Here is a 21009-nt window from a genome sequence, read left to right on the forward strand (position 1 = left end):
CTCGGCCGCGGCATCCGCGTCGTCCTTCGGCGTCAGGCGTTCGGCCGGTTCGCGCGCAGCACCTCGAGGCGTGCGCGGTACTCGGTCTCGTCGATGTCGCCCTGCGCGAATCGCTCGGCCAACGTCTGCTCGGCCGTGCGGGCGCCGCGCGCCCACGGCGGCCCGTAGCCCGACGCCTGGGCCTCGGCCCAGTAGCGGCGGCGATTGCGGCTCACGAGGAAGACGATGAGCCCGATGACGAGGATCCAGAAGATCGGGATGAGGAAGAAGACCCACCCGAACCCGGCGGCCCAGGGGCCGGCGTGGGTGGCCGCGGTGGCGGCGAGGGTCGTGAACATGAGGTGCTCCCGGTTGATTCGTGCGGTCGCGTCTCGACCGTCGATTCGAGTCTCGCGACCACGGGGCCGCGGCGAATCCGCCCGGCGGAGGCACTTCGACTGCTCCCCCGGGAGCATCCGCGCCGCCGCGGGGTACGACCCGCCGCTGCCGGGCCGGAGCGGCTCGGCTACTCCTGCCAGCCGGGCGCGACGAGGCCCGATTCGTACGCGACGACCACGAGCTGCACCCGGTCGCGAGCGTGCAGCTTCTGCATGATGCGCGACACGTGGGTCTTCGCGGTCAGCGGGCTCAGCACGAGCCGCTCGGCGATCTCGTCGTTCGTGAGCCCCTGGCCGACGAGGCGCAGCACCTCGCGCTCGCGCTCGGTGAGCACCGAGAGGGATGCCTCGTCGGCATCGCGCAGGCCGGTCGCGAAGCGCGCGAGGAGCCGCTTGGTCACGCCCGGCGAGAGCAGCGCCTCCCCGCTTGCGACCACCCGAACCGCACGGATGAGGTCGACCGGCTCGGTGTCCTTCACGAGGAAGCCGCTCGCCCCCGCTCGTACGGCCCGCGCGACGTACTCGTCGAGCTCGAACGTCGTCACGATCACGACGTGCACTCCTGCGAGGGCGGGGTCCGCGGCGATCTGCTCGGTGGCCCACAGCCCGTCGCCGCCCGGCATCCTGATGTCCATGAGCACGACGTCGACGGGTTCGCGGCGCACGAGGCCGAGGAGCTCCTCGCCGGTCGATGCCTCGCCGACGACGTCGAGGTCGGGCTCCGCGTCGAGCAGCGCGCGGAAGCCGGCGCGCACGAGCACCTGGTCGTCGGCGAGTGCGACGCGGATCGTCATGCGGTGCCTCCCCAGGGCAGTTCGGCACGCACCCGCGTGCCGCCGAGCGGACCGCGACCGAGTTCGACGGTGCCGCCGAGGAGTGCGGCGCGTTCGCGCATGCCGAGGATGCCGCGGCCTTCGCCGGCCTCGTCCGCGGCGGCGCCGAGTCCGCTCCCGTCGTCGTCGACCGTCACGACGAGCAGGTCGTCCGCCCGCTCGAGCACGACGTCCGCGTGGCGTGCGCCCGCGTGCCGCACGACGTTCGTGAGCGCCTCCTGCACGATGCGGTAGGCGGCGAACTGCACGGCCCGCCCCGGCGGCGCGTCGAGCCGGTCGTCGAGCGCGACCGAGAATCCGGGCGACGCGAGCCCGCGCACGAGGCGCGGGAGCTCGGCCAGCTCGGCCTGCGGCACGAGGGGCGCCCCGCCGTCGCCGTCGCGGATGACGCCGAGCACGCTCCGCACCTCGTCGAGCGCGGTCTTCGACGTCTCCTTGATGTTCGCGAGCGCGGTGCGAGCCTGCTCGGCATCGCGGTCCATGAGGTGCAGTCCCACGCTCGCCTGCACGTTGATCTGCGAGAGGGCGTGCCCGATCACGTCGTGCAGCTCGCGGGCGATGCGCACCCGTTCCCGCTCCTCGGCGGTGCGCCGGCGGTTCGCCGCATCGGCGCGCATGGCGGCGAAGCGTGCCCGGCGGGCCCGGGCGAACCAGCCGATGCCGAAGCACGCCGCGAGCGCGAGCGTCGTGATCGCGATCCGCGCCGGATGCCACGACACGCCGAGCACGGGGCCGAGTGCGATCGCCGCGGCCCAGCCCGTGACGACCGAGGCCGCGGCCCAGACGACGGCGCCGCGCGCGACGCCGAGCACGATGGCGAACGCGAGGGCCGCGTAGGGCGGCCCTGCATCGGGGGTCAGCAGCACGTCGGCGAGCGCCGCGAGCGTCACGACGGCGACCGTCGGACCCGGGAACCGCCGCGAGGCGAGCAGGGCGAACGGCCCGATGACGGCGAGGGCGATCTGCAGCGCGGCCGTGCCCGCGTCGAGCCGGAGCCAGAACGCGATGCCGATCGCCGCGGGCAGCTGCACGAGCAGGCTGACGACGACGGGTGCCCAGAGCACGAACCCGGCCGGCGGCCGGCGCTCGCCGCCCGCCCACGGCGGACGGCCGTTCCAGGTCTCGACGGGGCTGCGTGGATCGGGCACGGCCCGATCGTATCGCCGGCCCGGCCGGGCGGCGTCTGCCCGGCGGCGGCTCATCGGGTACTCCCGCGGGAGTACGCGCCGGCCCGCTCGACGCGCGCGGGCATCAGAAGAGCGAGACCGGCTTCACGATGTCGGCGTAGATGAGCAGCGCGCTCATCGCGCCGAACACGACGACGACCGCGAGTGTCACGGGCATGAGCTTGGCGAGGTCGACGGGCCCGGGATCCGGTCGGTGGAACAGCTTCGCGAAGCCCCGCCTGATGCCCTCCCAGAGCGCCCCGGCGATGTGCCCGCCGTCGAGCGGGAGCAGCGGGATCATGTTGAACACGAAGAGCATGACGTTCAGCGCGGCGAGGATGCCGACCATCCAGGCCGCCTTGTCGACGACGGCGACGTCGTCGAGCGCGGCGACCTCGCCGGCGACTCGGCCGACGCCGACGACCGACATCGGCCCGTTCGGGTCGCGCTCCTCGGGGCCGAACGCCGCCTGTGCGACGTCGACCATGCGCTGCGGCAGGTTGAAGATGACTCCGGCGACGGCGTTCATCTGGTCGCCGACGGCCGGCAGCACGGCCGTGATCGGCTGCTGCACCGTCTCGGATGCCGCGCCGATGCCGACGAACCCGACGTCGACCGTGACCGGCTCGCCCGAAGCGTCCTTCACGACCTGGCCGTTCTCGCCGATCGCGTACTGGGTGCTGAGCATGGGCGTGACGGTGAGCGCGACCTCGGCGCCGTCGCGCTCGACGACGAGCGCGACCGGGTCGCCGGGGTGCTCGCGGATGATCGCGGTCGACTCCGACCACGAGTCGATCGGCTCGCCAGCGACGGAGACGATGCGGTCGCCGGGCTCGATGCCGGCAGCGGCGCCCGGCGCCTTCGGATCACCGGGCTCGCACGTCTGGCGCTCGCTCGTCGCGGGCAGTGCGCACTCCGAGACGGTGCCGACCGTCGTCGAGGCCTGCGTCACGCCGAAGCCCATGAGCAGCACGCCGAACAGCACGGTCGCGAGCACGAGGTTCATGAACGGGCCGCCGAACATCACGACGATGCGCTTCCACACCGGGAGCCGGTAGAACGCCCGATCCTCGTCGCCCGGCGTGATCGACTCCGCGCTCGAGTCGCGCGCGTCCTGCACGAGCCCCCGGAAGAAGCCCGTCGAGTCGGCCTTCACCTCGCCCTTCCTGCCGGGCGGGAACATGCCGATCATCGAGATGTAGCCGCCGAGCGGGATGGCCTTCACGCCGTACTCGGTCTCGCCCTTGCGTCGGGACCACACCGTCGGCCCGAAGCCGATCATGTACTGGGTCACCTTGACCCCGAAGAGCTTCGCGGGCACCAGGTGCCCGATCTCGTGCAGGCCGATCGACACGGCGAGGCCGACGACGATGATGGCGACGCCGATGACGAACGCGAGCACGGAATCCACGGTCGACAGCGTACTGCGGGCGGCTCGGAGCGCGCTGGGCGAGCGCTATCGATCCGCTGAGCGGGCGATCCGCGCGTCGGCGGCGCGCCGGGCCGCCGACTCGGCGGCCGCGAGCGACGCCAGGGTCACCGGGCCGGACGCCTCGTGGTGCTCGACCACGTCGCGCACGGTGTCGACGATGTCGAGGAAGCCGATGCGGCCCGCGTGGAACGCCGCGACCGCCTGCTCGTTCGCCGCGTTGAAGACGGCCGGATACTCGCCGCCGGCGCGACCGACCTGCTTGGCCAGTCGGATCGCGGGGAACGCCTCCTCGTCGAGGGGCTCGAACGTCCAGGCCTGCGCCTGCGTCCAGTCGATCGGGCGGCCCGCGGCGGCGACGCGGTTCGGCCAGTCGAGGCCGAGCGAGATCGGGAGGCGCATGTCGGGCGGCGAGGCCTGCGCGACCGTCGAGCCGTCGACGAACTCGACCATCGAGTGGATCATCGACTGCGGGTGCACCACGACGTCGATGCGGTCGTAGTCGACGTCGAACAGCAGGTGCGCCTCGATGACCTCGAGGCCCTTGTTCACGAGGGTCGCCGAGTTCGTCGTGATCACGAGGCCCATGTCCCAGGTGGGGTGCGCGAGCGCCTGCGCCGGCGTGACGCCGGCGAGGTCCTCGCGGCGGCGGCCGCGGAACGGGCCGCCCGACGCCGTGAGCACGAGCCGGCGCACCTCGTCGTCGGTGCCCGAGCGCAGAGCCTGCGCGATCGCCGAGTGCTCGGAGTCGACCGGAACGATCTGCCCCGGCTTCGCGAGCCGGGTGACGAGGTCGCCGCCGACGATGAGCGACTCCTTGTTGGCGAGGGCGAGTGTGGCGCCGCGTTCGAGCGCGGCGAGGGTCGGTCCGAGGCCGACGGACCCGGTGATGCCGTTGAGCACGACGTCGGCGTCGACGTCGCGCACGAGCTGCACGGCCTCGTCGATGCCGACGGCGGTGTGCTCGACCCCGAACTCCGCGGCCTGTTCGGCGAGGAGCGCCCGGTTCGAGCCGACGCCGAGGCCGACGAGTTCGAACCGGCGCGGGTTCGCCCTGATGACGTCGAGGGCTTGGACGCCGATGGAACCCGAGGACCCGAGGATGATGACGCTGCGCACGAGCACAGCCTACGGCGCGCCGGCCTCGCGGGACCTGCGCCGTCGACGACGGTGACCGACGGCCGGCCGTCACACGAGTACGGCGACCGACGCGACCACCGGCTCGGGGACGGGCAGGTCGTGGAATCGGACGCCGCGCCAGCCCGGCCCGAACTCGGGCACCGTGCGCTCGATGCGACCGATTCCGCCGTCATCGCCCGGCATCGTGACCGCGAGCGTCGAGGGCTCGATGAAGCCGGTGTGCCCCATCGCGCGCAGCAGCGCCGACTTGCGCGCCCAGATGAGCGCCCGCGCCCGCGGCCGCTCGGCCGGGTCGAGCGCCGCGAGCGCGGCGCGCTCGCTCGCATGGAGGGCGGCCTCGTCGACCGATTCGCGCACGCTGTCGCCCGCGGGCTCGATGCCGACGCCGACCCTGCGACTCGTGGCGGCTGCGGCGACGACGACCTCGCCGGCCACGCCCACGTCGACGAACCACGGCGCTCCGGTCGGCGTCGTCGGGTACCCGACCGAGGGCCGACCGTGCCGGTTGCCGCAGACCTCGCACGCGTGCACGAGCTCGACGTCCTCGGACGGCACGCCCGATCCGTGCGCCACCAGCCGGCGCAGCACCGCATCGGCGGCCGGCCCGCGGCGGCCCCGCGTGGCCACCAGCACGCGCGTGTCGCCGCCCGCGAGCTCGATGAGCTCGTCGTCGCCGATCGCTTCCATGCCCCGATTCTCCCGCATGTCCGGCTTTCCGCACCGCCGGGGCAATATGCCGCCGGTCGCATATCGCGGCTCGTATGGTCGGATGGTGAGTGCTCCGTCGATCAAGCAGGTGCGACAGGGTCCGGTCTACCGCATCTTCCGAGGCATCCTGAAACCGCTCGTGCGGCTCGTGTACCGCCCGAAGATCACGGGCGCCGAGCACGTGCCCGCCACCGGACCGGTGATCCTGGCCTCGAACCATCTGTCGTTCGTCGACAGCATCGTGATCCCGCTCGCATCGCCGCGACCCGTGCAGTTCCTCGCGAAGTCGACGTACTTCACCGGCACCGGGTTCTCGGGCTGGCTCTCGCGCACCTTCTTCGGCGCGATCGGCGCAGTGCCGGTCGAGCGCGGCGCCGGATCGCAGGCGCAGGAGGCGCTCGACGCGGGCCGCGGCATCCTCGAGGGCGGCAACGCCTTCGCCCTCTACCCCGAGGGCACGCGATCGCTCGACGGCCGCCTGTACCGCGGCCGCACGGGCGTCGCGTGGCTCGCGCTCATGACGGGCGCCACGGTGGTGCCCGTCGGGCTCATCGGCACGCAGGAGATCCAGCCGGTCGGCGCCAAGTTCCCCCGGGTGCGTCCCGTCACCGTGCGGTTCGGCGAACCCATCGACGTCTCCCGCCACGGCGCCGCCACGAGCGGGCGCGCCCGACGCGCGGCGACCGACGAGATCATGGCCGCGATCCACGCGCTCAGCGGCCAGGAGCTCGCGGGCGTCTACAACGAGGCCCCGCCGCAGGGCGCGTTGGCGAAGCTCGCCGACAAGGTCGTGCCGCGCGAGCGGATCTGACGCGATTCCCAGCCCGGCCGCGCACGCACCCGGTATCGTCGCTCCGGTGACCTCCGCGAAGCCCGTCGCCCGTGCCCGCACCGCCGCGCGCACGCGCATCGTGCGCGCCGCCGGGCTCGCGGCCGCGGCCCTGTTCGCCGTGGTCGGGCTCGCGGCGTGCGCCCCGCCCGACGGTCGGGACGCGACGTGGGAGGGCGGCGCGGCGAACCGTGCGACGCCGACACCCGAGTTCGCGATCCCCGACGCGACGACCGGGTTCGACCCCGGCTTCATCGTCAGCGACGACGCGTTCTACGACAGCGCAGCGATGTCGGCGGGTGAGATCCAGGCCTTCCTCGAGGGCATCGACTGCCGCCCCGACGGCGATGTGCCGTGCCTCGCCGACTACCGGCAGACGACCACGACGCAGCCCGCCGTGGGCGGCGAGCACTGCGCCGCCTACGAGGGCGAGTATCGCGAGCGCGCGTCGGCGATCATCGCGAAGGCCGCGCGGGCGTGCGGCATCAGCCCGCGCACACTGCTCGTGCTGCTGCAGAAGGAGCAGTCGCTGCTCACCCGTCCGAGCGCCGACGGGTACCTGCGGGCGACCGGGTACGGCTGTCCCGACACCGCGGACTGCGACCAGGAGTACTTCGGGTTCTTCAACCAGGTGTACAACGCGGCGTGGCAGTTCCGGCAGTACACCGAGGAGCCGAAGCGCCAGTACCGCATCGGCAACGTCCGCGTCGCGTTCAATCCCGACGCGGCCTGCGGTGCGGCGAAGGTCGCGATCCGCAACCAGGCGACCGCCAACCTCTACAACTACACGCCCTACCAGCCGAGCGACACGACCCTCGCCGATCCCGAGGCGGGCGATGACTGCTCGGCGTTCGGCAACCTCAACTTCTGGCGTCTCTGGCACCGCTGGTTCGGCGACCCCGAGGCCGAGCGCTATCCCGGCTTCCTGCCGGAGTGCACGCGACTGGTCGGCGGTCACACGTGCCCGCCCGGTCCCACGCTGCCCGCGCGACCCGCCTCCGGCGGCCCCGGCGCCTGACCGCGCCGGCCTCGGGCGCGCCGCGGGTCGCGCGCGGGGGCGCCGCGGGGGGCGCCCGGCCACCGCACGGCCGCGGCTCAGCCGGCGACGACGACGGTCGGCTCGTGCCGCACCGGGAACGCGACCGAGGCGGCGATGAAGCACTTCTCGGATGCCTCGGCGTGCAGCTCGAGCGCGAGCTCGCGCATCGAGGCATCCGCCACCACGACCCGTGGCCGCAGGACGACCTCGGTGAACCGGCCGCCACCGCGGCCGTCCTCCTGCATGACCCCAGCCGCGACGTCGGCATAGCCGCGCACGACGACGCCGTGGTTGGTCGCGACGTGCAGGTACGAGAGCATGTGGCACTGGCTGAGCGCCGCGATGAGGAGATCCTCGGGGTTCCAGCGTTCGGCATCGCCGTGGAACACCCGATCGCTCGACCCCGCGATCTCGTGCTCCTTGCCCGCGACCCGGACCACGTGGCGCCTGCTGTACGCGCGGTACCCGCTGGTGCCCGTGCCGCGGTCGCCCTGCCACTCGACCTCGACCTCGTACTCGTGCCGCCCGAGCATGCCGTCTCCTCCCGACTCCTCCTCCGATTCTGCCGCCTCCACCGGCGGTCCCGACCGCTCCCGGCCTCGAAGCGCGGGGGCCTGCGGCGATATGGTGGAGGCACCATGACTGACTCCCAGATGCCCGCCCAGACCGCAGCCGCGCCGGTGTACACCGTGCCGCAGGAGCGCAAGATCGTCACCGCCGTTCCCGGCCCCAAGTCGCAGGAGCTGCAGGCCCGTCGCGCGAACGTCGTCTCGGCCGGCGTGTCGAGCGCACTGCCCGTCTTCATCGAGCGTGCGAACGGCGCGATCCTCGTCGACGTCGACGGCAACCGGTTCCTCGACTTCGGCGCCGGCATCGGCGTCACGACGATCGGCCACACGGAGGAGCGCGTCGTCGCCGCGGCCGCCGCACAGCTGCAGGACGTCATCCACACGCTCTTCACCGTCACGCCCTACGAGGAGTACGTGCGCGTGGCCGAGCTGCTGGCCGAGCACACGCCCGGCAACTGGGCGAAGAAGTCGGTGCTCGTGAACTCGGGCGCCGAGGCCGTCGAGAACGGCGTGAAGATCGCCCGCAAGCACACCGGTCGCCGCGCCGTCGCGGTGCTCGACCACGCGTACCACGGCCGAACGAACCTCACGATGGCGATGAACTACAAGGCCATGCCGTACGGTGCGGGCTTCGGCCCCTTCGCCGGCGACGTCTACCACGCGCCGGGCTCGTACCCCTACCGAGACGGCCTCTCGGGCGCCGACGCGGCCGCCCGCACCATCGGCTATCTCGAGAAGGTCGTCGGCGCCGCCGACCTCGCCTGCCTCGTGGTCGAACCGATCCAGGGCGAAGGCGGATTCATGGTGCCGGCCGAGGGCTTCCTGCCGACGCTGCAGGCGTGGTGCACCGAGCACGGCGTCGTCATGATCGCCGACGAGATCCAGTCGGGCATGGCCCGCACCGGCCGCTACTACGCGAGCGAGCACTTCGGGTGGGAGCCCGACCTCGTCCTCAGCGCGAAGGGCATCGCGGGCGGCCTCCCGCTCGCGGCGGTCACCGGCCGGGCCGAGATCATGGATGCCTCCCACCCCGGCGGCCTCGGCGGCACGTTCGGCGGCAACCCCGTGGCGTGCGCGGCGGCGATCGCGGTCTTCGAGGCGATCGAGGAGAACGACCTGCTCGCCGAGGGCCGCCGCATCGAGGCGACGCTCATGTCGGGGCTCGAGCGGCTGCAGCAGCGCTACGACACGATCGGCGACATCCGCGGCAAGGGCGCGATGATCGCGATCGAGCTCGTCGAGCCCGGCACCCGCGACACGTCGAAGCGTCCGAACCCCGAGGCGGTCGCGTCGCTCGTCGCCTACGCCGCGCAGCAGGGCGTCCTGTTCCTCAGCGCCGGCACGTACGGCAACGTGCTGCGATTCCTGCCCAGCCTCGCCATGAGCGACGAGCTCATCGAAGACGGCCTGCGCGTGCTCGACGACGGCCTCGCGGCCCTCGGCTGAGCCCGTGTCCGGTACCTTCTCCGTCGCCGATTCCGTCCAGCTCGCCGTGGTCGAACGCAGTGGTTTCATCGAGTCCCGGCACGCCGGCTCCGCCGTCGTGCTCTCCCCAGAAGGCGAGGTCGTGCGCTCGCTCGGCGACGTCGCGACCCCCGTCTTCCCTCGCTCGGCGATGAAGCCGTTCCAGGCCGTCGCCGTGATGACGTCGGGCGTCACGCTCCGCGGCGAGGACGCGGCGATCGCGATGGCCAGCCACTCCGGCACGGCCGCGCACGTCGCCCTCGTCGAGGGTCTGCTCGCCCGTGCCGGCATCCCCGAGTCGTCGCTCGGCTGCCCGCCCGCCATGCCGGGCGACCGCGTCGCCCGCGACGAGCTCATCCGCCGCGGCTCGCCGAAGCGTCGCGGCTACATGACCTGTTCGGGCAAGCACGCCGCCATGCTGCTGGCATGCGCGGCGAACGAGTGGCCGCCGGGCGGCTACCTCGACCCCGAGCATCCGTTGCAGAAGCGCATCCTCGACGTGCTCGAACGCCTCACGGGCGAACGGCCGGCTGCGACCGCGATCGACGGGTGCGGAGCCCCCGTGCACGCGGTGAGCCTCACGGGGCTCGCCCGCGGGGTCCACAAGATCACGACCGCCCAGGCCGGATCGCCGTTCGCGCTGTACCGCGAATCCGCGGCGCTCACCGCCGCGGCGCGCGAGCACGGCTGGGCCGTGGCCGGCCCGGGCCAGCCCGACACGGTCGCGATCGAGCGCCTCGGCGTGTTCGCGAAGTTCGGCGCCGAGGGCGTCATGATCATGTCGGCCCCCGACGGCACGACGACCGCCGTCAAGGTGCTCGACGGCTCGAACCGCGCGTCGACGATCATCGCACTGCGGCTGCTCGCCGCTGCGGGCGCGGTCGACGACGCCGCGATCGACGACGTGCAGACCGAGCTCGACCTCTGGGTCATGGGCGGCGAGCGGCGCGTCGGCGAGGTCCGCGCGACCGTCTGAGCCGCGCCGCGCCGCGCGCACGACGAACGAGGGATGCCTCGGCCGGATCCATCCCGCCGAGGCATCCCTCGTTCGTTGCTGCCGCGCCGCCGGCGACCGGCGGCGCAGCAGCCGGTCGTCAGCCCAGCCTGGCGAGACGCTTCTGGCGCGCCGCCCGGGAGACCTGGGCGCCGACCACGAGCACGAGGGCGATGATGAACACCGCCGACGCGATGACGTTCGCCTCCGCAGGGATGCCGCGCGCCGCCGAGATGTAGATGTACTTCGGGAACGTCGACACCGAACCGGAGTTGAAGTTCGTGATGATGAAGTCGTCGAAGCTCAGCGCGAACGACAGCAGTGCGGCCGCCGCGATGCCCGGCATGAGGAGCGGGAAGGTGACCCGCCAGAACACCTGTGCGGGCGAACCGTAGAGGTCTCGACCGGCCTCTTCGAGGGCCGGGTCGAGGCTCGCCACGCGGGCCTTCACCGTCACCACGACGAAGCTGATGCAGAACATCGTGTGCGCCAGGATGATCGTCGTCATGTCCTTCGCCACCCCGGCCGCGAGGAACTGGGCGGCGAGGCCGGCACCGAGCACGACCTCGGGGGTCGCCATCGGCAGGAACAGCAGCAGGCTGATCGCCGAGCGTGCCCGGAACCGGTAGCGCACGATCGCGATGGCGATCATCGTGCCGAGCACCGTCGCGGCGACCGTCGCGACGAGGCCGATCACGATGCTGTTCGCGAAGGCCTCGCACACCGCGCCGCCCTCGACGTTGCAGACGTTGATCCACTTGTCGAAGGTGAAGCCGCGCCACGAGATGTTCGACTTGATCGAGTCGTTGAAGCTGAACACGAACGTGTACGCGATCGGGATCAGCAGGAACACGAAGGCGATGACCGTGTAGACCGGCAGCAGCCAGTCGCCGAGCCCGAGCCGGCGCGGGCGGACCCGGCCGCCGGCCGGCTTGTTCGCGTCGAGCTGCTCGTTCTCGCTGAGCCCGCCGAGGACGGCGGCCGCCTGGACTTCTCCGCTCACAGCAGGTCCTCCGTCCCAGAGCGCTTCACGTAGATGCCGACGAGCACGAGGATCGCCGCCATGAGGATGATCGACAACGCCGCCGCTGCCGGATAGTTGAGCAGCACGAGGAAGTTCGCCTCGATCACGTTGCCCATCATCTGGGTGTCTGGACCGCCGAGGAAGTCGCGGCTCGCGTTCACGTAGTCGCCCGCGGCGGGGATGAAGGTGAGCAGCGTGCCCGCGACGATGCCGGGCATCGACAGCGGGATGGTGACCTTGCGGAACACGTGGAACGGGTTCGCGTACAGGTCGCTGCCCGCCTCGAGGTACCGCACGTCGAGGCGCTCGAGCGTGGTGTACAGCGGCAGCGTCATGAACGGGATGAAGTTGTACGTCAGACCGAAGATCACGGCGAACGGCGTGCCCGTGAAGTGGGCGTCGGGGGCCATCAGCGACAGGGCCTTGAGCGAGGTGATGATGAACGACTCGTCCGACAGGATCTGCTTCCATGCGAGCGTGCGCAGCAGGAAGCTGATGAAGAACGGGGCGATCACGAGCACGAGCATGAGGCTCTGCAGGAGCGGCCAGCGGCGCGCCTTGACGCCGATGAAGTACGCCAGCGGGTAGCTGATCACGAGCGCCGCGATCGTGGCGACGAGCGCGTAGCCGAACGAACGCAGGATGTGCGGCCAGTACAGGGTGACGACGTCGACGTAGTTCTGCCAGTTGAAGGCGTAGTCGTAGACGCCGATGTCGCCGAACTCGCTCGGCGCCTGCAGCGAGGTGAGGATGAGCGAGACCAGCGGGGTCAGGAAGAACAGCACCAGGTAGGCGATGCCGGGCAGCAGCAGGAACAGCGCGATGGGGCTGCGCTTTCGCTGTGCCTGCGGCTGCGCCTCGGCGGTCGAGAACGCTGCGAAGGCCATGTCAGTGCTCCTCGAGCTCCGAGACGAGCGCCTCGCGGTGCAGCGCGGCGAGCGAGGTCGTCGACGCGTCGTCCTGGAAGCGGGTCTCGTCGGGGCCGTCTTCGAGGCCGAAGCCGTGCTCGACGGCCCAGCTGATCCACACCTCGCTGCCGAGACCGGCGACGGGCCCGAAGCCGATGTTCTGGGCGAACACCATGACCGTGCCGTGGCCCGGGATCTCGACGAGGTACTGGGTGCTCACACCCGAGAACGACACGTCCACGACACGACCGGGAGCGAGGACGTTGCGGTTCGCGTCGGCGGCGGGCGCCTCCCGGTGCAGCGAGACCTTCTCAGGCCGGACGCCGACCGTGACCTCGCCCTGATGGCGCTGCGCGCGAGCCGCGGGCACGACGATGCGCGCCCCGGCCGACTCGACGGTGATCGCGTCGGCGGTCGTCGAGACGACCTGGCCGGTGAACAGGTTCGACTGACCGAGGAAGTTCGCGACGAACGCCGTGCGAGGCAGTTCGTAGAGCTCCTCGGGAGCGCCCATCTGCTCGATCGCGCCCTTGTTCATGACCGCGACGGTGTCGGCCATGGTCATGGCCTCCTCCTGGTCGTGGGTCACGTGGAGGAAGGTGAGGCCCACCTCCTCCTGAATGGCCTTGAGCTCGAGCTGCATCTGGCGGCGCAGCTTGAGGTCGAGTGCGCCGAGCGGCTCGTCGAGCAGCAACAGCGCCGGGCGGTTCACGATCGCACGGGCGAGCGCGACGCGCTGCTGCTGACCGCCCGAGAGCTGCTGGGGCTTGCGTTGCGCGATGTGATCGAGCTCGACGAGCTTCAGCGCTTCGTGGGCCTTCGCCATCGGGTCGGCGATCTTGCGGCGCTTGAGCCCGAACGCGACGTTCTCGATGATCGTCATGTGCGGGAAGAGCGCGTAGCTCTGGAAGACCGTGTTCACGGGGCGCTCGTGCGCCCGCGTGCTCGTGACATCGCTGCCGCCGATGAGGATGCGGCCCTGCGTCGGCTCCTCGAGGCCGGCGACGAGTCGGAGCGTCGTCGTCTTGCCGCAGCCCGACGGACCGAGCAGGGCGAAGAACGAGCCGGCGGGGATCTTCAGGTCGAGGTTCTCGATGGCCGTGAAGCCGGGGAACCGCTTCTGGATGCCGACGAGTTCGAGGTCGGCCCCGCGTTCGGCGAATTCTCGGATCGCCATCGTCACGACCCCAGCAGGATGCTCTGGAACTCGGCCTGGTACTTCTGCTCCTCGGCACCCGACAGCGAGCGGAAGATGTGCGCCTGCTGCAGCGTCTCCTCGTTCGGGAAGATGAGCTGGTTCTCGGCGAGTTCGGGGTCGATCGCGGCGGCGGCCTCCTTCGCGCCGACGACCGGCGTGATGTAGTTCACCCACGCGGCGACCTCGGCGGCGACCTCGGGCTCGTAGTAGTAGTTGATGAGCGTCTCGGCGTTCGTCTTGCGGGGCGACCCGATCGGCACGAGGAAGTTGTCGTTCCACAGCGTGCCGCCGGCCGACGGGAGGGCGAACTCCCACTTGTCGCCGGCCTCGGCGTTGATCACGGTGATGTCGCCCGACCACACGATGGCGGCGAGGGTGTCCTCGCTCTTCAGGTCCTCGAGGTACGAGTTGCCCTTGATGTTGCGGACCTGGCCGTTCTCGACCTGCTCGCGCAGGATCTCGATGGCGGCGGTGTACTCGTCGTCGCCCCAGTCGCCGGCGATGTCGGTGCCGTTCTCGAGCATGATGCACCCCATCGTGTCGCGCATCTCGGAGAGCACGCCGATGCGGCCCTTGAGCGACGGGTCCCACAGGTCGGACACGCTCGTGAGCCCGCCGGGGATCGCCTCCTTGTTCCAGGCGATGCCGGCGAAGCCGCCCTGCCAGGGCACGGTGAACTCGCGGCCCTTGTCGAAGTCGGGGTCGCGGAGCGCCGGGTTGAGGTTCGCGAGGTTCGGGATGTTCGCATGGTCGAGCGCCTGGGTGTAGCCGAGGCGGATCCATCGGGCGGCCATCCAGTCGGTGAGCACCGCGAGGTCGGCGTCGATGTCCTGGCCGAGCGCGAGCTGGTCCTTCACCTTGCCGTAGTAGGTGTTGTTGTCGTCGACGGCGACGTCGTAGTTGACCTCGATGCCCGTCTGCTCGGTGAACGCCTGGAGCGTCGGGTAGTTGCCCGCGTCGTCTTCGTCGATGTACGCGGCCCAGTTGGCCCAGTTGAGGGTCTTGTCCGTCTCCGACTTGTCGGCGGCGGGAGTCGGCTTCGCCTTGCCGCCGCCGGTCGAGCAGGCGGCGAGCGCGAGGGCGGTCGCGCCGGCGCCGGCGCCGGCGAGGAGGGTTCGGCGATTCAGCTGCGACTGGCGCGCCTTCGCGATCAGTGCACGGATCATCGGGTCTTGAGGCAGGGGCCGAGAGCTCACGGGGGACTCCATTTCGGTGGCAAGCGCATACGGGGTGGGATGATCCTGACACAGGGTGCACCGGTTGTGCAGTACATGGTGTCCGAATCGTTAATTTCTGAGAACGTTCTGCACGGAATCAGTTCCGGATCGCGTCCGGGACAGCGGATTCGGTTGCCGACCCGCCTGCAGGCCAACTGATCCGACGTGCAGGGCCGCCCGGCGGTCGCATCCACCCCTGCCCGGCGCCGTCGTCGAGAAGCGGCGGCAGGCCCCGCTCGGTCACGAGCGCGCGGTACTCGGTCGCCCCGCCTCGGACGAGCACGACCGCCCGCTCGCGGACGGGGGCGGCCAGCGACCAGTTCGCGGACCACCCGTCGGCACTACCCACGAAGACCGTGGGCGTCGCGGACGTCGCGGTCGCCGGGCCCACGTCGACCGGCGCGACAGGCGAGCCCGGCACCACCGGGACGACGATCGCGCCGAGCGCTCCGAACCGCTCGGCGTCGCCGGCGGGGTCGACCGTCACGACGGCGTACCGACCGCCCTCGGCGAGTTCGACGGGTGGCGCCGCACCGGCGGGCGAGACCCCGAACTCGTGAGCGTCCGGGCGAGGGTCGACGGGACGAGGGCCGGCCGCGGCCGATGCGGCCGCAGGCAGGGCGCACTGCACGCGATGACCGCGCCACTGCCCCGCCCCGGGGACGTCGTCGGCCCGCCACAGCTCCCCCACTCCCCCCGCCTGCAGCAGGTCGGCCTTCGTGGGCTGGCGCAGGAGCAGGCGCGCGCCGAACGCATCGCGCAGCTCGTGCGGGACGCCGAGCCATTGCACGACCGACGCGACCACCGCGACGCCGCGGCCGCGGCCCTCTCGCGCGAGACGGCCGATTCGCTCGAGGGCGAGCGCGCGGTAGTCGTCGGGCCAGGTGCGGAATCGCCGATCGAGGTCGTCGATGATCACGAGTTGCGGCAACCGGACTGCCGAGTGCGCGGCGATCGCATGCTCGAGCGACTCGAGCGTGTCCCACACCTGGCTGCGGGCGCCGGTCAATCGGACGACCGACCCGGGACCGCTACGCCGCGTCGCTGATTCGCCGAGCGAGGCGAGCACGCTCGACCGCCCGCTGCCGGGCGTCCCGGCGACGAGCAGGTGCCCGTCGGACCCCGCGCGCCACTCGGCAGCACCGCGCCGCTGCCGATCGGGTTCGTCGACGATGCCGAAGACGAGTCCGGCCTCTGAGCCTCCCGCCGCGGATCGGCCTGCGATCGAGGCGGTGAACGCTGCGAGCTCCTCGCTCGTGATCACCGCCGGGAGCGGATCGAGCCACGGGCGGCGCGCCCTGCCGAGGCCCGCGGCGGCGACCTTCGCCCCGAGCACGGCGGCCTGGTCGGCGACGGCCGACTGGAACAGCATGGCGTCGCCGTCGCCCCGATCGATGACGCCACGACCTGGCGCGTCGGGCGGGATCGCGGCCGCGGCCTCGGTGCCGACGACCGCGAGGCTGTCGGATCGCTGCATGACTCGGAGCGATACCCGGATCGCGCAGTTCGCCGTGATCTGCTCGCGCACGACGCCGTTCGGTCGCTGCGAGGCGAGCACGAGGTGCACGCCGAGCGAGCGTCCCCGCCCCGCGATGTCGGCGACGACCGCGCCGAGCTCCCCGAACTGCTCGATCATCGCCTGGAACTCGTCCACGACGATCACGAGCCTCGGGAGATCGACCGCGTCGGCCAGTTCGCGCACGTCGCGCGCTCCGGCGTCGGCGAGCACCGACTCACGATGGCGCAGCTCCGCGCGCAGGCTCTCGACGGCGCGGCGCGCCTCCGCACCGTCCAGGTCCGTGACCACACCGGTCACATGCGGCAGCTCGCGGATCGGCTCGAACGCGGCGCCGCCCTTGAAGTCGACGAGCAGGAACGACACCTCATCCGGCGCGTACGCGCGCGCGAGCGCGGTGAGCCAGGCGAGCAGGAACTCGCTCTTGCCGCTGCCGGTCGTCCCGCCGACGAGTGCATGCGGGCCGTGCCGCACGAGGTCGAGCTCGAGCGGGCCGGTCGCCGTGCACCCGACCGCGACGGCCAGGCTCGCACGCTCGACGCCTCTGCGACCGGCTGCCGGCGCAGGCAACTCGGTGAGCGCGACGCGACTGGGCAGCAGCGACGCCTGCGGACCTGCGATCCGCTCGGCGAGCGCGGCGGCCGACTCGCTCCACCCGCGCGCCGCCGCGCGCGACACGAGCACGGGCTCGATCGTCGCCGGCGCGGCGCCCGTCGTCGTCTCGAGGCGGGCGCGCCCCGGGCCCAGCAGCCGCACGACGGCTCCGAGGCCCGGCGGAATCGACCCGACGTCGCTCGCGATCACGATGCGCGCCGCGGCCGGCGCACCGACGCGCTTCGCCTGTTCGGGATCGGCCACCTGGTCGACGACGCGGATCGGACCCGCCGCGCGCCCGGAGGCCGGTGCGCCGACGCGCACCGCATGCCGCACCGAGCGGTCCCGGTCGCCGCCGTCGCCCGCGTGCGGCAGTCGAGCGGCCCACGCCCACTCGGGCGCGTCGGGGAGGTCGAGCTCCACCGTGCGCGGATCGGCGTGGTGCGCGCACGACACGAGGGCGGCGCGGGCAGCCGCCCGCGCGAGTCCGGGCGACCCGACGAACGCGATGCCCTGCGACGCGTCGACCACCACCGGTGCGCCGCCGAGCCGGGCAGCCGCTTCGAGCACGGCGCGGTCGCGGGCATCGGCGACCACGCCGTCGACGCGGACCGCGCTGCGCACGGCGCCGACGCCGACGACGACCGGCCCCGGGCGCTCGCCTGCCCAGGCAGGCCGGACCGCGCGCTCGACCAGTGCGGCAGCCGATGGGGTCGCCCGCCAGGCCGCACGGCGCTCCTCATCGTGACGGGCGTGGATCTCCGCCTCGAGCGACGCGAGCAGCCCAGCACGTTCGAGCTCCGCACGGCGCCGGCGACGGCGGACCTGCCGACGAGCGTCGAGCACCGAGGCGACCGCCACCAGCGGCCCCAGCGCCGCGAACATGAGCGAGTACATCGACCCGGTGACCGCCCACAGCGCGATGGCCCCGGCGACGGGCGCGACCGCCGCGAGCATCGGGAAGCCGGGTCGCTCCGGCTCGGCCGGCGCCGGCGGCAGGCTCAGCGGCAGATGCACGACGGGTTCGGCGAGCTCGGTCTGGTCCACCCGGTCATCCGAACATCCGTGCACCCCGGTCGTCGTGCGTCCGCCGCCCGCCGTGCACCGATCCGGCCGCGACGCGACTGTGGAGGACGGGTCAGTCCACCGAGAAGTACTGCTCGGCGAGCTCCACCCGGCTGCCGCGAGGCACGAGATAGCGGCGGCCGGGCTCGCACCGGAGCGCGCCGTCGTCGGGACGTCGCACGACGGTGCCGTTGCTCGAGAACCGGTCGGCGACCCACATCGTTCCTTCGTGCTCGCCGAACTCGAGATGGGTCTTGGAGACCGAGAGCGTGTGATCGGCGATCTGCACGAGGTGGTCGAACCGTTCGCCGGGCTGCGGCATCGGCTTCCGGCCGATGAGCCCCGAGCCGAACACCGTGCGCGTCTCGCCGGTGCTGAACCGAAGCGAGAAGCGCGGGCGACCGGGCTCGTCGACCGACGGGTCGGCCGGAGCCGGTGCATCCTCGATGGGCTCGGCCGGCCGGAATCCCTCGATCGGAACGCTGATCACCCCGCTGTTGCGCTGCGACGTGCGCGGCAGCCGCTCGACCCGGGTCGTGTCGCCCGGACGCGGATCGGGCCTGCGGCGCGACTCCGGGGTCGCGCTCGTCGAACTGCCGCACTCGCCGCAGAACATCGCGTCGGCGGGCAACTCGGCACCGCAGATCCGGCAGTTCACGAACGCACTCCTCTCCGGCTGACAGCGTACCCGCCGAGCGAGTTGAGCGAGATCGCCGCCCGGAGCCGGTCGCGAGTACTCCGCGAGACGCCGAGTCGACGGCGGAGCTCGTCGACCGTCTCCCACACGCGGTGGTCGTCGCCGTGACCCGGTCCCCCGGGTGCGTAGACCGCACGGTCGACGACGGACGCGAGGACGAGCGGGGCGAGCCCGCCCACCGTGGCCGCCTGCTCGGCGCGCGTCGCGGTCGGCACGATCGCGTACCCGTAGTCCGCGGCCGAGTCGGCGAACTCGAGCCAGCCGCCCTCGATGCGCTCGACCGCCGTCGGCGCGCGTCGGCGCAGGCGACGCCGCCGGAGTTTCGCCACCACGATCGCGAGGAAGGGGCTGCACAGGGCGACCGCGCCGACGAGCACGATACCGGTGATCTCAAGGCCTGCGAACATGGCTTGCAGCCAATCGTCGCCGTCGTCGCCGCCATCCGGCGTCGAGCCGGGACCGGCATCGTCGTCGACGAGCGGCGTGCGCTCCGCGGGCGGCGGCAGCACCGACTCGGGGCGCGACACGACCTTGGCCTGCTCGGGCTCGCGCTCGGGGATGGGTCGTGGCACGGGATTCGGATCGATCGGCAGCCACGCCCCGTCGGAGGTCTGCACCTCGATCCACGCCTGACGGTCGGCGCTCGTGAAGCGCACGCTCCCTGTCGAGGCATCCCGTTCGGAACCTGGACCCGGCAGGTAGCCGACGACGACGCGTGCCGGGAAGCCGATCTCGCGGGCCATGAGCGCCGCGGCGACGGCATACTGCTCGCCGTCGCCGACCATCGGCTGCTCCGTCACGAGCTCCTCGATCCGGTCGAGCGCGTGCCCCGACCGGCTCGGCTCCTCGCCCTCGAGCCCGTGGCTGACGTATCCGTCGCGATGGAATCCCTCGATCACCCCGGCGAGCCGTTCGCCCGGCGTCGCGGTCGCCGGCGCCCACTCGTCGATGAGGTCGACGAGGCGAGCAGGCAGTTCGGGAAGGGGCGGCATCACGCTCGTACCGGGTTCGAGTGATGCGAGGTCGGACGGCGACGCCGGGACCACCGAGTCCGCGACGTACCGGTCGCCCGACCGGAGGCCGTCGACGACCGCACCGGTGCCAGTGGCGTCGTTGTAGAAGTACGACTCGGCGAGCCGGTCGGCGCGGGGCCCGGCGAACTCGATGCGCTTGAGCCGGCCGATGCCCGGCACCCAGACGTCGCGGTAGCCCTCGACGGCGACATCGATGCGTTCGGTCGTGCCGCCGTCGACGGGCTGGTCGAGCCGGTACGGCACGCGGCTGAACCGGCCCGACGGACCCGAGCCGTCGGAGCCGCCGACCGAGTACACGATGCCGTCGTACGTGTCGAGCACCGCGACCACGAGTCCCGCACCCTCCGGCAGGCCGCCCACGTCGAGCATCGGCTCATCGGCGGAGTCGGGGGCGAAGGCCGTGCGGAACCCCGCGAGCGGGCTGTCGTGATCGTTCGGCTCGAACGGCGGCTGCAGCTCGGCGCGGACGACGCTGCGCGGCGGCGTCGGCAGCGCCACCGCCGCAGCGGTCGCCCCGACGAGCGCGACGGCGACGAGCGCGGATGCCCCGAGCACGCGCCGTGCGTCGGCGAGCGTCGTCTCGACTCGGCGGCCGCCCGCGATCGCCCGCCGGTCGGCGATCCCGATCCGCACGAACCACGCGACGGCAGCGACGAAGAATGCGAGGCCGGCCTCGAGGGCGAAGTCGTCGTGCACGACGCCGAGCGCGATGCCCGCGACGAGCAGCAGCGCGGGCGGCAGCGCCGCGGCGGCGGGGCGGTTCGTGCGCAACGCGATCGTGACGGCGACGGTCGAGGCGACGAGACCGAGCAGGAACGGCGGCACGAGCAGCGCCTGATACGAGCCGACCGGCACCGCGATCGTGACGAGCTGCTTCCACGACAGGGCGGCGCCCGCGACGAGCTCGACGAGTCCGTCGGGCGTCGGCAGCACGCCGAAGAGCGCCCGGTCGGGCACCGCGACCGGAACCCCCAGCACGAGATACGCGGCCACGACGGCGACGGCGACGAGCCAGGCGGGCCACGACCAGCGCGCCCCGGCGAGGCCGATCCCGCAACCGGCGAGGATCGCCGCTCCCGCGGCGGCGAAGAACGCGGGGCTCTCGTAGATCGGCCACCACGGGATCATCGCCGCCGCGAGCATCGCCGCGACGAGCGCGATGCTGATCGCGACCGACCAACCCCGACCCGGTCCGGGTCCCATCCGCG

At 72.4% G+C, this 21009-nt stretch carries 18 protein-coding genes; 4 read left to right on the forward strand and 14 right to left on the reverse strand.

Annotated features, from left to right (window positions below; translation table 11 throughout):
* Positions 1-32: 32 nt before the first annotated feature.
* The 6 genes from ACWGPE_RS13655 to ACWGPE_RS13680 all read right to left on the reverse strand — a co-directional run bounded on the left by ACWGPE_RS13655 (position 33) and on the right by ACWGPE_RS13680 (position 5632).
* Positions 33-338 (reverse strand): SHOCT domain-containing protein, encoded by a 306-nt coding sequence (locus ACWGPE_RS13655; protein WP_231431444.1) that lies wholly within the window; start codon positions 336-338, stop codon positions 33-35.
* Between the two features lie 167 nt (positions 339-505).
* A complete protein-coding gene (locus tag ACWGPE_RS13660) occupies positions 506-1171 on the reverse strand; it encodes a response regulator (RefSeq protein WP_231431445.1) in 666 nt (221 codons plus the stop codon).
* Positions 1168-2358 carry a sensor histidine kinase gene (locus ACWGPE_RS13665; protein ID WP_452048905.1) on the reverse strand — a complete coding sequence of 397 codons (1191 nt, stop codon included), beginning with the start codon at positions 2356-2358 and terminating at the stop codon, positions 1168-1170. The genes ACWGPE_RS13660 and ACWGPE_RS13665 overlap by 4 nt, the downstream gene beginning before the upstream one ends.
* Positions 2359-2461: 103 nt before the next feature.
* Positions 2462-3787: a M50 family metallopeptidase gene (locus tag ACWGPE_RS13670; protein WP_376931108.1), complete on the reverse strand. Its 1326-nt coding sequence runs from the start codon at positions 3785-3787 to the stop codon at positions 2462-2464.
* A gap of 45 nt (positions 3788-3832) precedes the next feature.
* On the reverse strand, positions 3833-4924 hold the full coding sequence (gene dxr / locus ACWGPE_RS13675; RefSeq protein WP_452048906.1) for a 1-deoxy-D-xylulose-5-phosphate reductoisomerase: 1092 nt from the start codon (positions 4922-4924) through the stop codon (positions 3833-3835).
* A 69-nt stretch (positions 4925-4993) separates the two neighbouring features.
* Positions 4994-5632 (reverse strand): 4'-phosphopantetheinyl transferase family protein, encoded by a 639-nt coding sequence (locus tag ACWGPE_RS13680; protein ID WP_231431449.1) that lies wholly within the window; start codon positions 5630-5632, stop codon positions 4994-4996.
* An 82-nt stretch (positions 5633-5714) separates the two neighbouring features.
* On the opposite strand from ACWGPE_RS13680, the gene ACWGPE_RS13685 reads away from it, so the two are divergent.
* Both ACWGPE_RS13685 and ACWGPE_RS13690 read left to right on the forward strand, forming a co-directional pair.
* On the forward strand, positions 5715-6464 hold the full coding sequence (locus tag ACWGPE_RS13685; protein ID WP_275506671.1) for a lysophospholipid acyltransferase family protein: 750 nt from the start codon (positions 5715-5717) through the stop codon (positions 6462-6464).
* Positions 6465-6510: 46 nt separating this feature from the next.
* Positions 6511-7500, forward strand: coding sequence for a hypothetical protein (locus tag ACWGPE_RS13690; RefSeq protein WP_452048907.1), 990 nt, complete (start codon positions 6511-6513; stop codon positions 7498-7500).
* Positions 7501-7577: 77 nt separating this feature from the next.
* On the opposite strand, the gene ACWGPE_RS13695 is transcribed toward ACWGPE_RS13690, so the two are convergent.
* Complete coding sequence (locus ACWGPE_RS13695) at positions 7578-8054, reverse strand: OsmC family protein (RefSeq protein WP_452048908.1); 477 nt, start codon at positions 8052-8054, stop codon at positions 7578-7580.
* Positions 8055-8159: 105 nt separating this feature from the next.
* Here ACWGPE_RS13695 and gabT point away from each other — a divergent pair, with 105 nt between their 5' ends.
* Entirely contained in the window at positions 8160-9536 is a 1377-nt protein-coding gene (gene gabT, locus ACWGPE_RS13700) for a 4-aminobutyrate--2-oxoglutarate transaminase (RefSeq protein ID WP_376931109.1), read from the forward strand.
* Positions 9537-9540: 4 nt separating this feature from the next.
* Positions 9541-10530, forward strand: coding sequence for an asparaginase (locus tag ACWGPE_RS13705; RefSeq protein WP_452048909.1), 990 nt, complete (start codon positions 9541-9543; stop codon positions 10528-10530).
* Between the two features lie 118 nt (positions 10531-10648).
* Here ACWGPE_RS13705 and ACWGPE_RS13710 read toward each other — a convergent pair whose 3' ends face one another.
* The 7 genes from ACWGPE_RS13710 to ACWGPE_RS13740 all read right to left on the reverse strand — a co-directional run bounded on the left by ACWGPE_RS13710 (position 10649) and on the right by ACWGPE_RS13740 (position 21004).
* On the reverse strand, positions 10649-11431 hold the full coding sequence (locus ACWGPE_RS13710; RefSeq protein ID WP_231432360.1) for an ABC transporter permease: 783 nt from the start codon (positions 11429-11431) through the stop codon (positions 10649-10651).
* Between the two features lie 116 nt (positions 11432-11547).
* Positions 11548-12459 (reverse strand): ABC transporter permease, encoded by a 912-nt coding sequence (locus ACWGPE_RS13715; protein WP_231431455.1) that lies wholly within the window; start codon positions 12457-12459, stop codon positions 11548-11550.
* Position 12460: 1 nt separating this feature from the next.
* On the reverse strand, positions 12461-13657 hold the full coding sequence (locus ACWGPE_RS13720) for an ABC transporter ATP-binding protein (protein WP_231431456.1): 1197 nt from the start codon (positions 13655-13657) through the stop codon (positions 12461-12463).
* Positions 13658-13659: 2 nt separating this feature from the next.
* Complete coding sequence (locus tag ACWGPE_RS13725; protein ID WP_231431457.1) at positions 13660-14874, reverse strand: polyamine ABC transporter substrate-binding protein; 1215 nt, start codon at positions 14872-14874, stop codon at positions 13660-13662.
* A 118-nt stretch (positions 14875-14992) separates the two neighbouring features.
* Positions 14993-18052, reverse strand: a complete 3060-nt coding sequence (locus ACWGPE_RS13730) for an FtsK/SpoIIIE domain-containing protein (protein WP_452048910.1) — start codon at positions 18050-18052, stop codon at positions 14993-14995.
* Between the two features lie 91 nt (positions 18053-18143).
* Positions 18144-18728, reverse strand: coding sequence for a hypothetical protein (locus ACWGPE_RS13735; protein WP_452048911.1), 585 nt, complete (start codon positions 18726-18728; stop codon positions 18144-18146).
* On the reverse strand, positions 18725-21004 hold the full coding sequence (locus ACWGPE_RS13740; RefSeq protein WP_452048912.1) for a transglutaminase family protein: 2280 nt from the start codon (positions 21002-21004) through the stop codon (positions 18725-18727). Before ACWGPE_RS13740 ends, ACWGPE_RS13735 begins: the two co-directional genes overlap by 4 nt.
* Positions 21005-21009: the final 5 nt, after the last annotated feature.

It is taken from the genome of Agromyces sp. NPDC055658 (genome assembly GCF_053618155.1).

Bases quoted from the DNA above. Each gene is read 5' to 3' on its own strand.
- ACWGPE_RS13685 (WP_275506671.1), top strand. From the start codon at position 5,715: ATGGTGAGTGCTCCGTCGATCAAGCAGGTGCGACAGGGTCCGGTCTAC.
- ACWGPE_RS13740 (WP_452048912.1), bottom strand. From the start codon at position 21,004: ATGGGACCCGGACCGGGTCGGGGTTGGTCGGTCGCGATCAGCATCGCG.
- ACWGPE_RS13720 (WP_231431456.1), bottom strand. From the start codon at position 13,657: ATGGCGATCCGAGAATTCGCCGAACGCGGGGCCGACCTCGAACTCGTC.
- ACWGPE_RS13695 (WP_452048908.1), bottom strand. From the start codon at position 8,054: ATGCTCGGGCGGCACGAGTACGAGGTCGAGGTCGAGTGGCAGGGCGAC.
- ACWGPE_RS13655 (WP_231431444.1), bottom strand. From the start codon at position 338: ATGTTCACGACCCTCGCCGCCACCGCGGCCACCCACGCCGGCCCCTGG.
- ACWGPE_RS13715 (WP_231431455.1), bottom strand. From the start codon at position 12,459: ATGGCCTTCGCAGCGTTCTCGACCGCCGAGGCGCAGCCGCAGGCACAG.
- ACWGPE_RS13660 (WP_231431445.1), bottom strand. From the start codon at position 1,171: ATGACGATCCGCGTCGCACTCGCCGACGACCAGGTGCTCGTGCGCGCC.
- ACWGPE_RS13680 (WP_231431449.1), bottom strand. From the start codon at position 5,632: ATGGAAGCGATCGGCGACGACGAGCTCATCGAGCTCGCGGGCGGCGAC.
- gabT (WP_376931109.1), top strand. From the start codon at position 8,160: ATGACTGACTCCCAGATGCCCGCCCAGACCGCAGCCGCGCCGGTGTAC.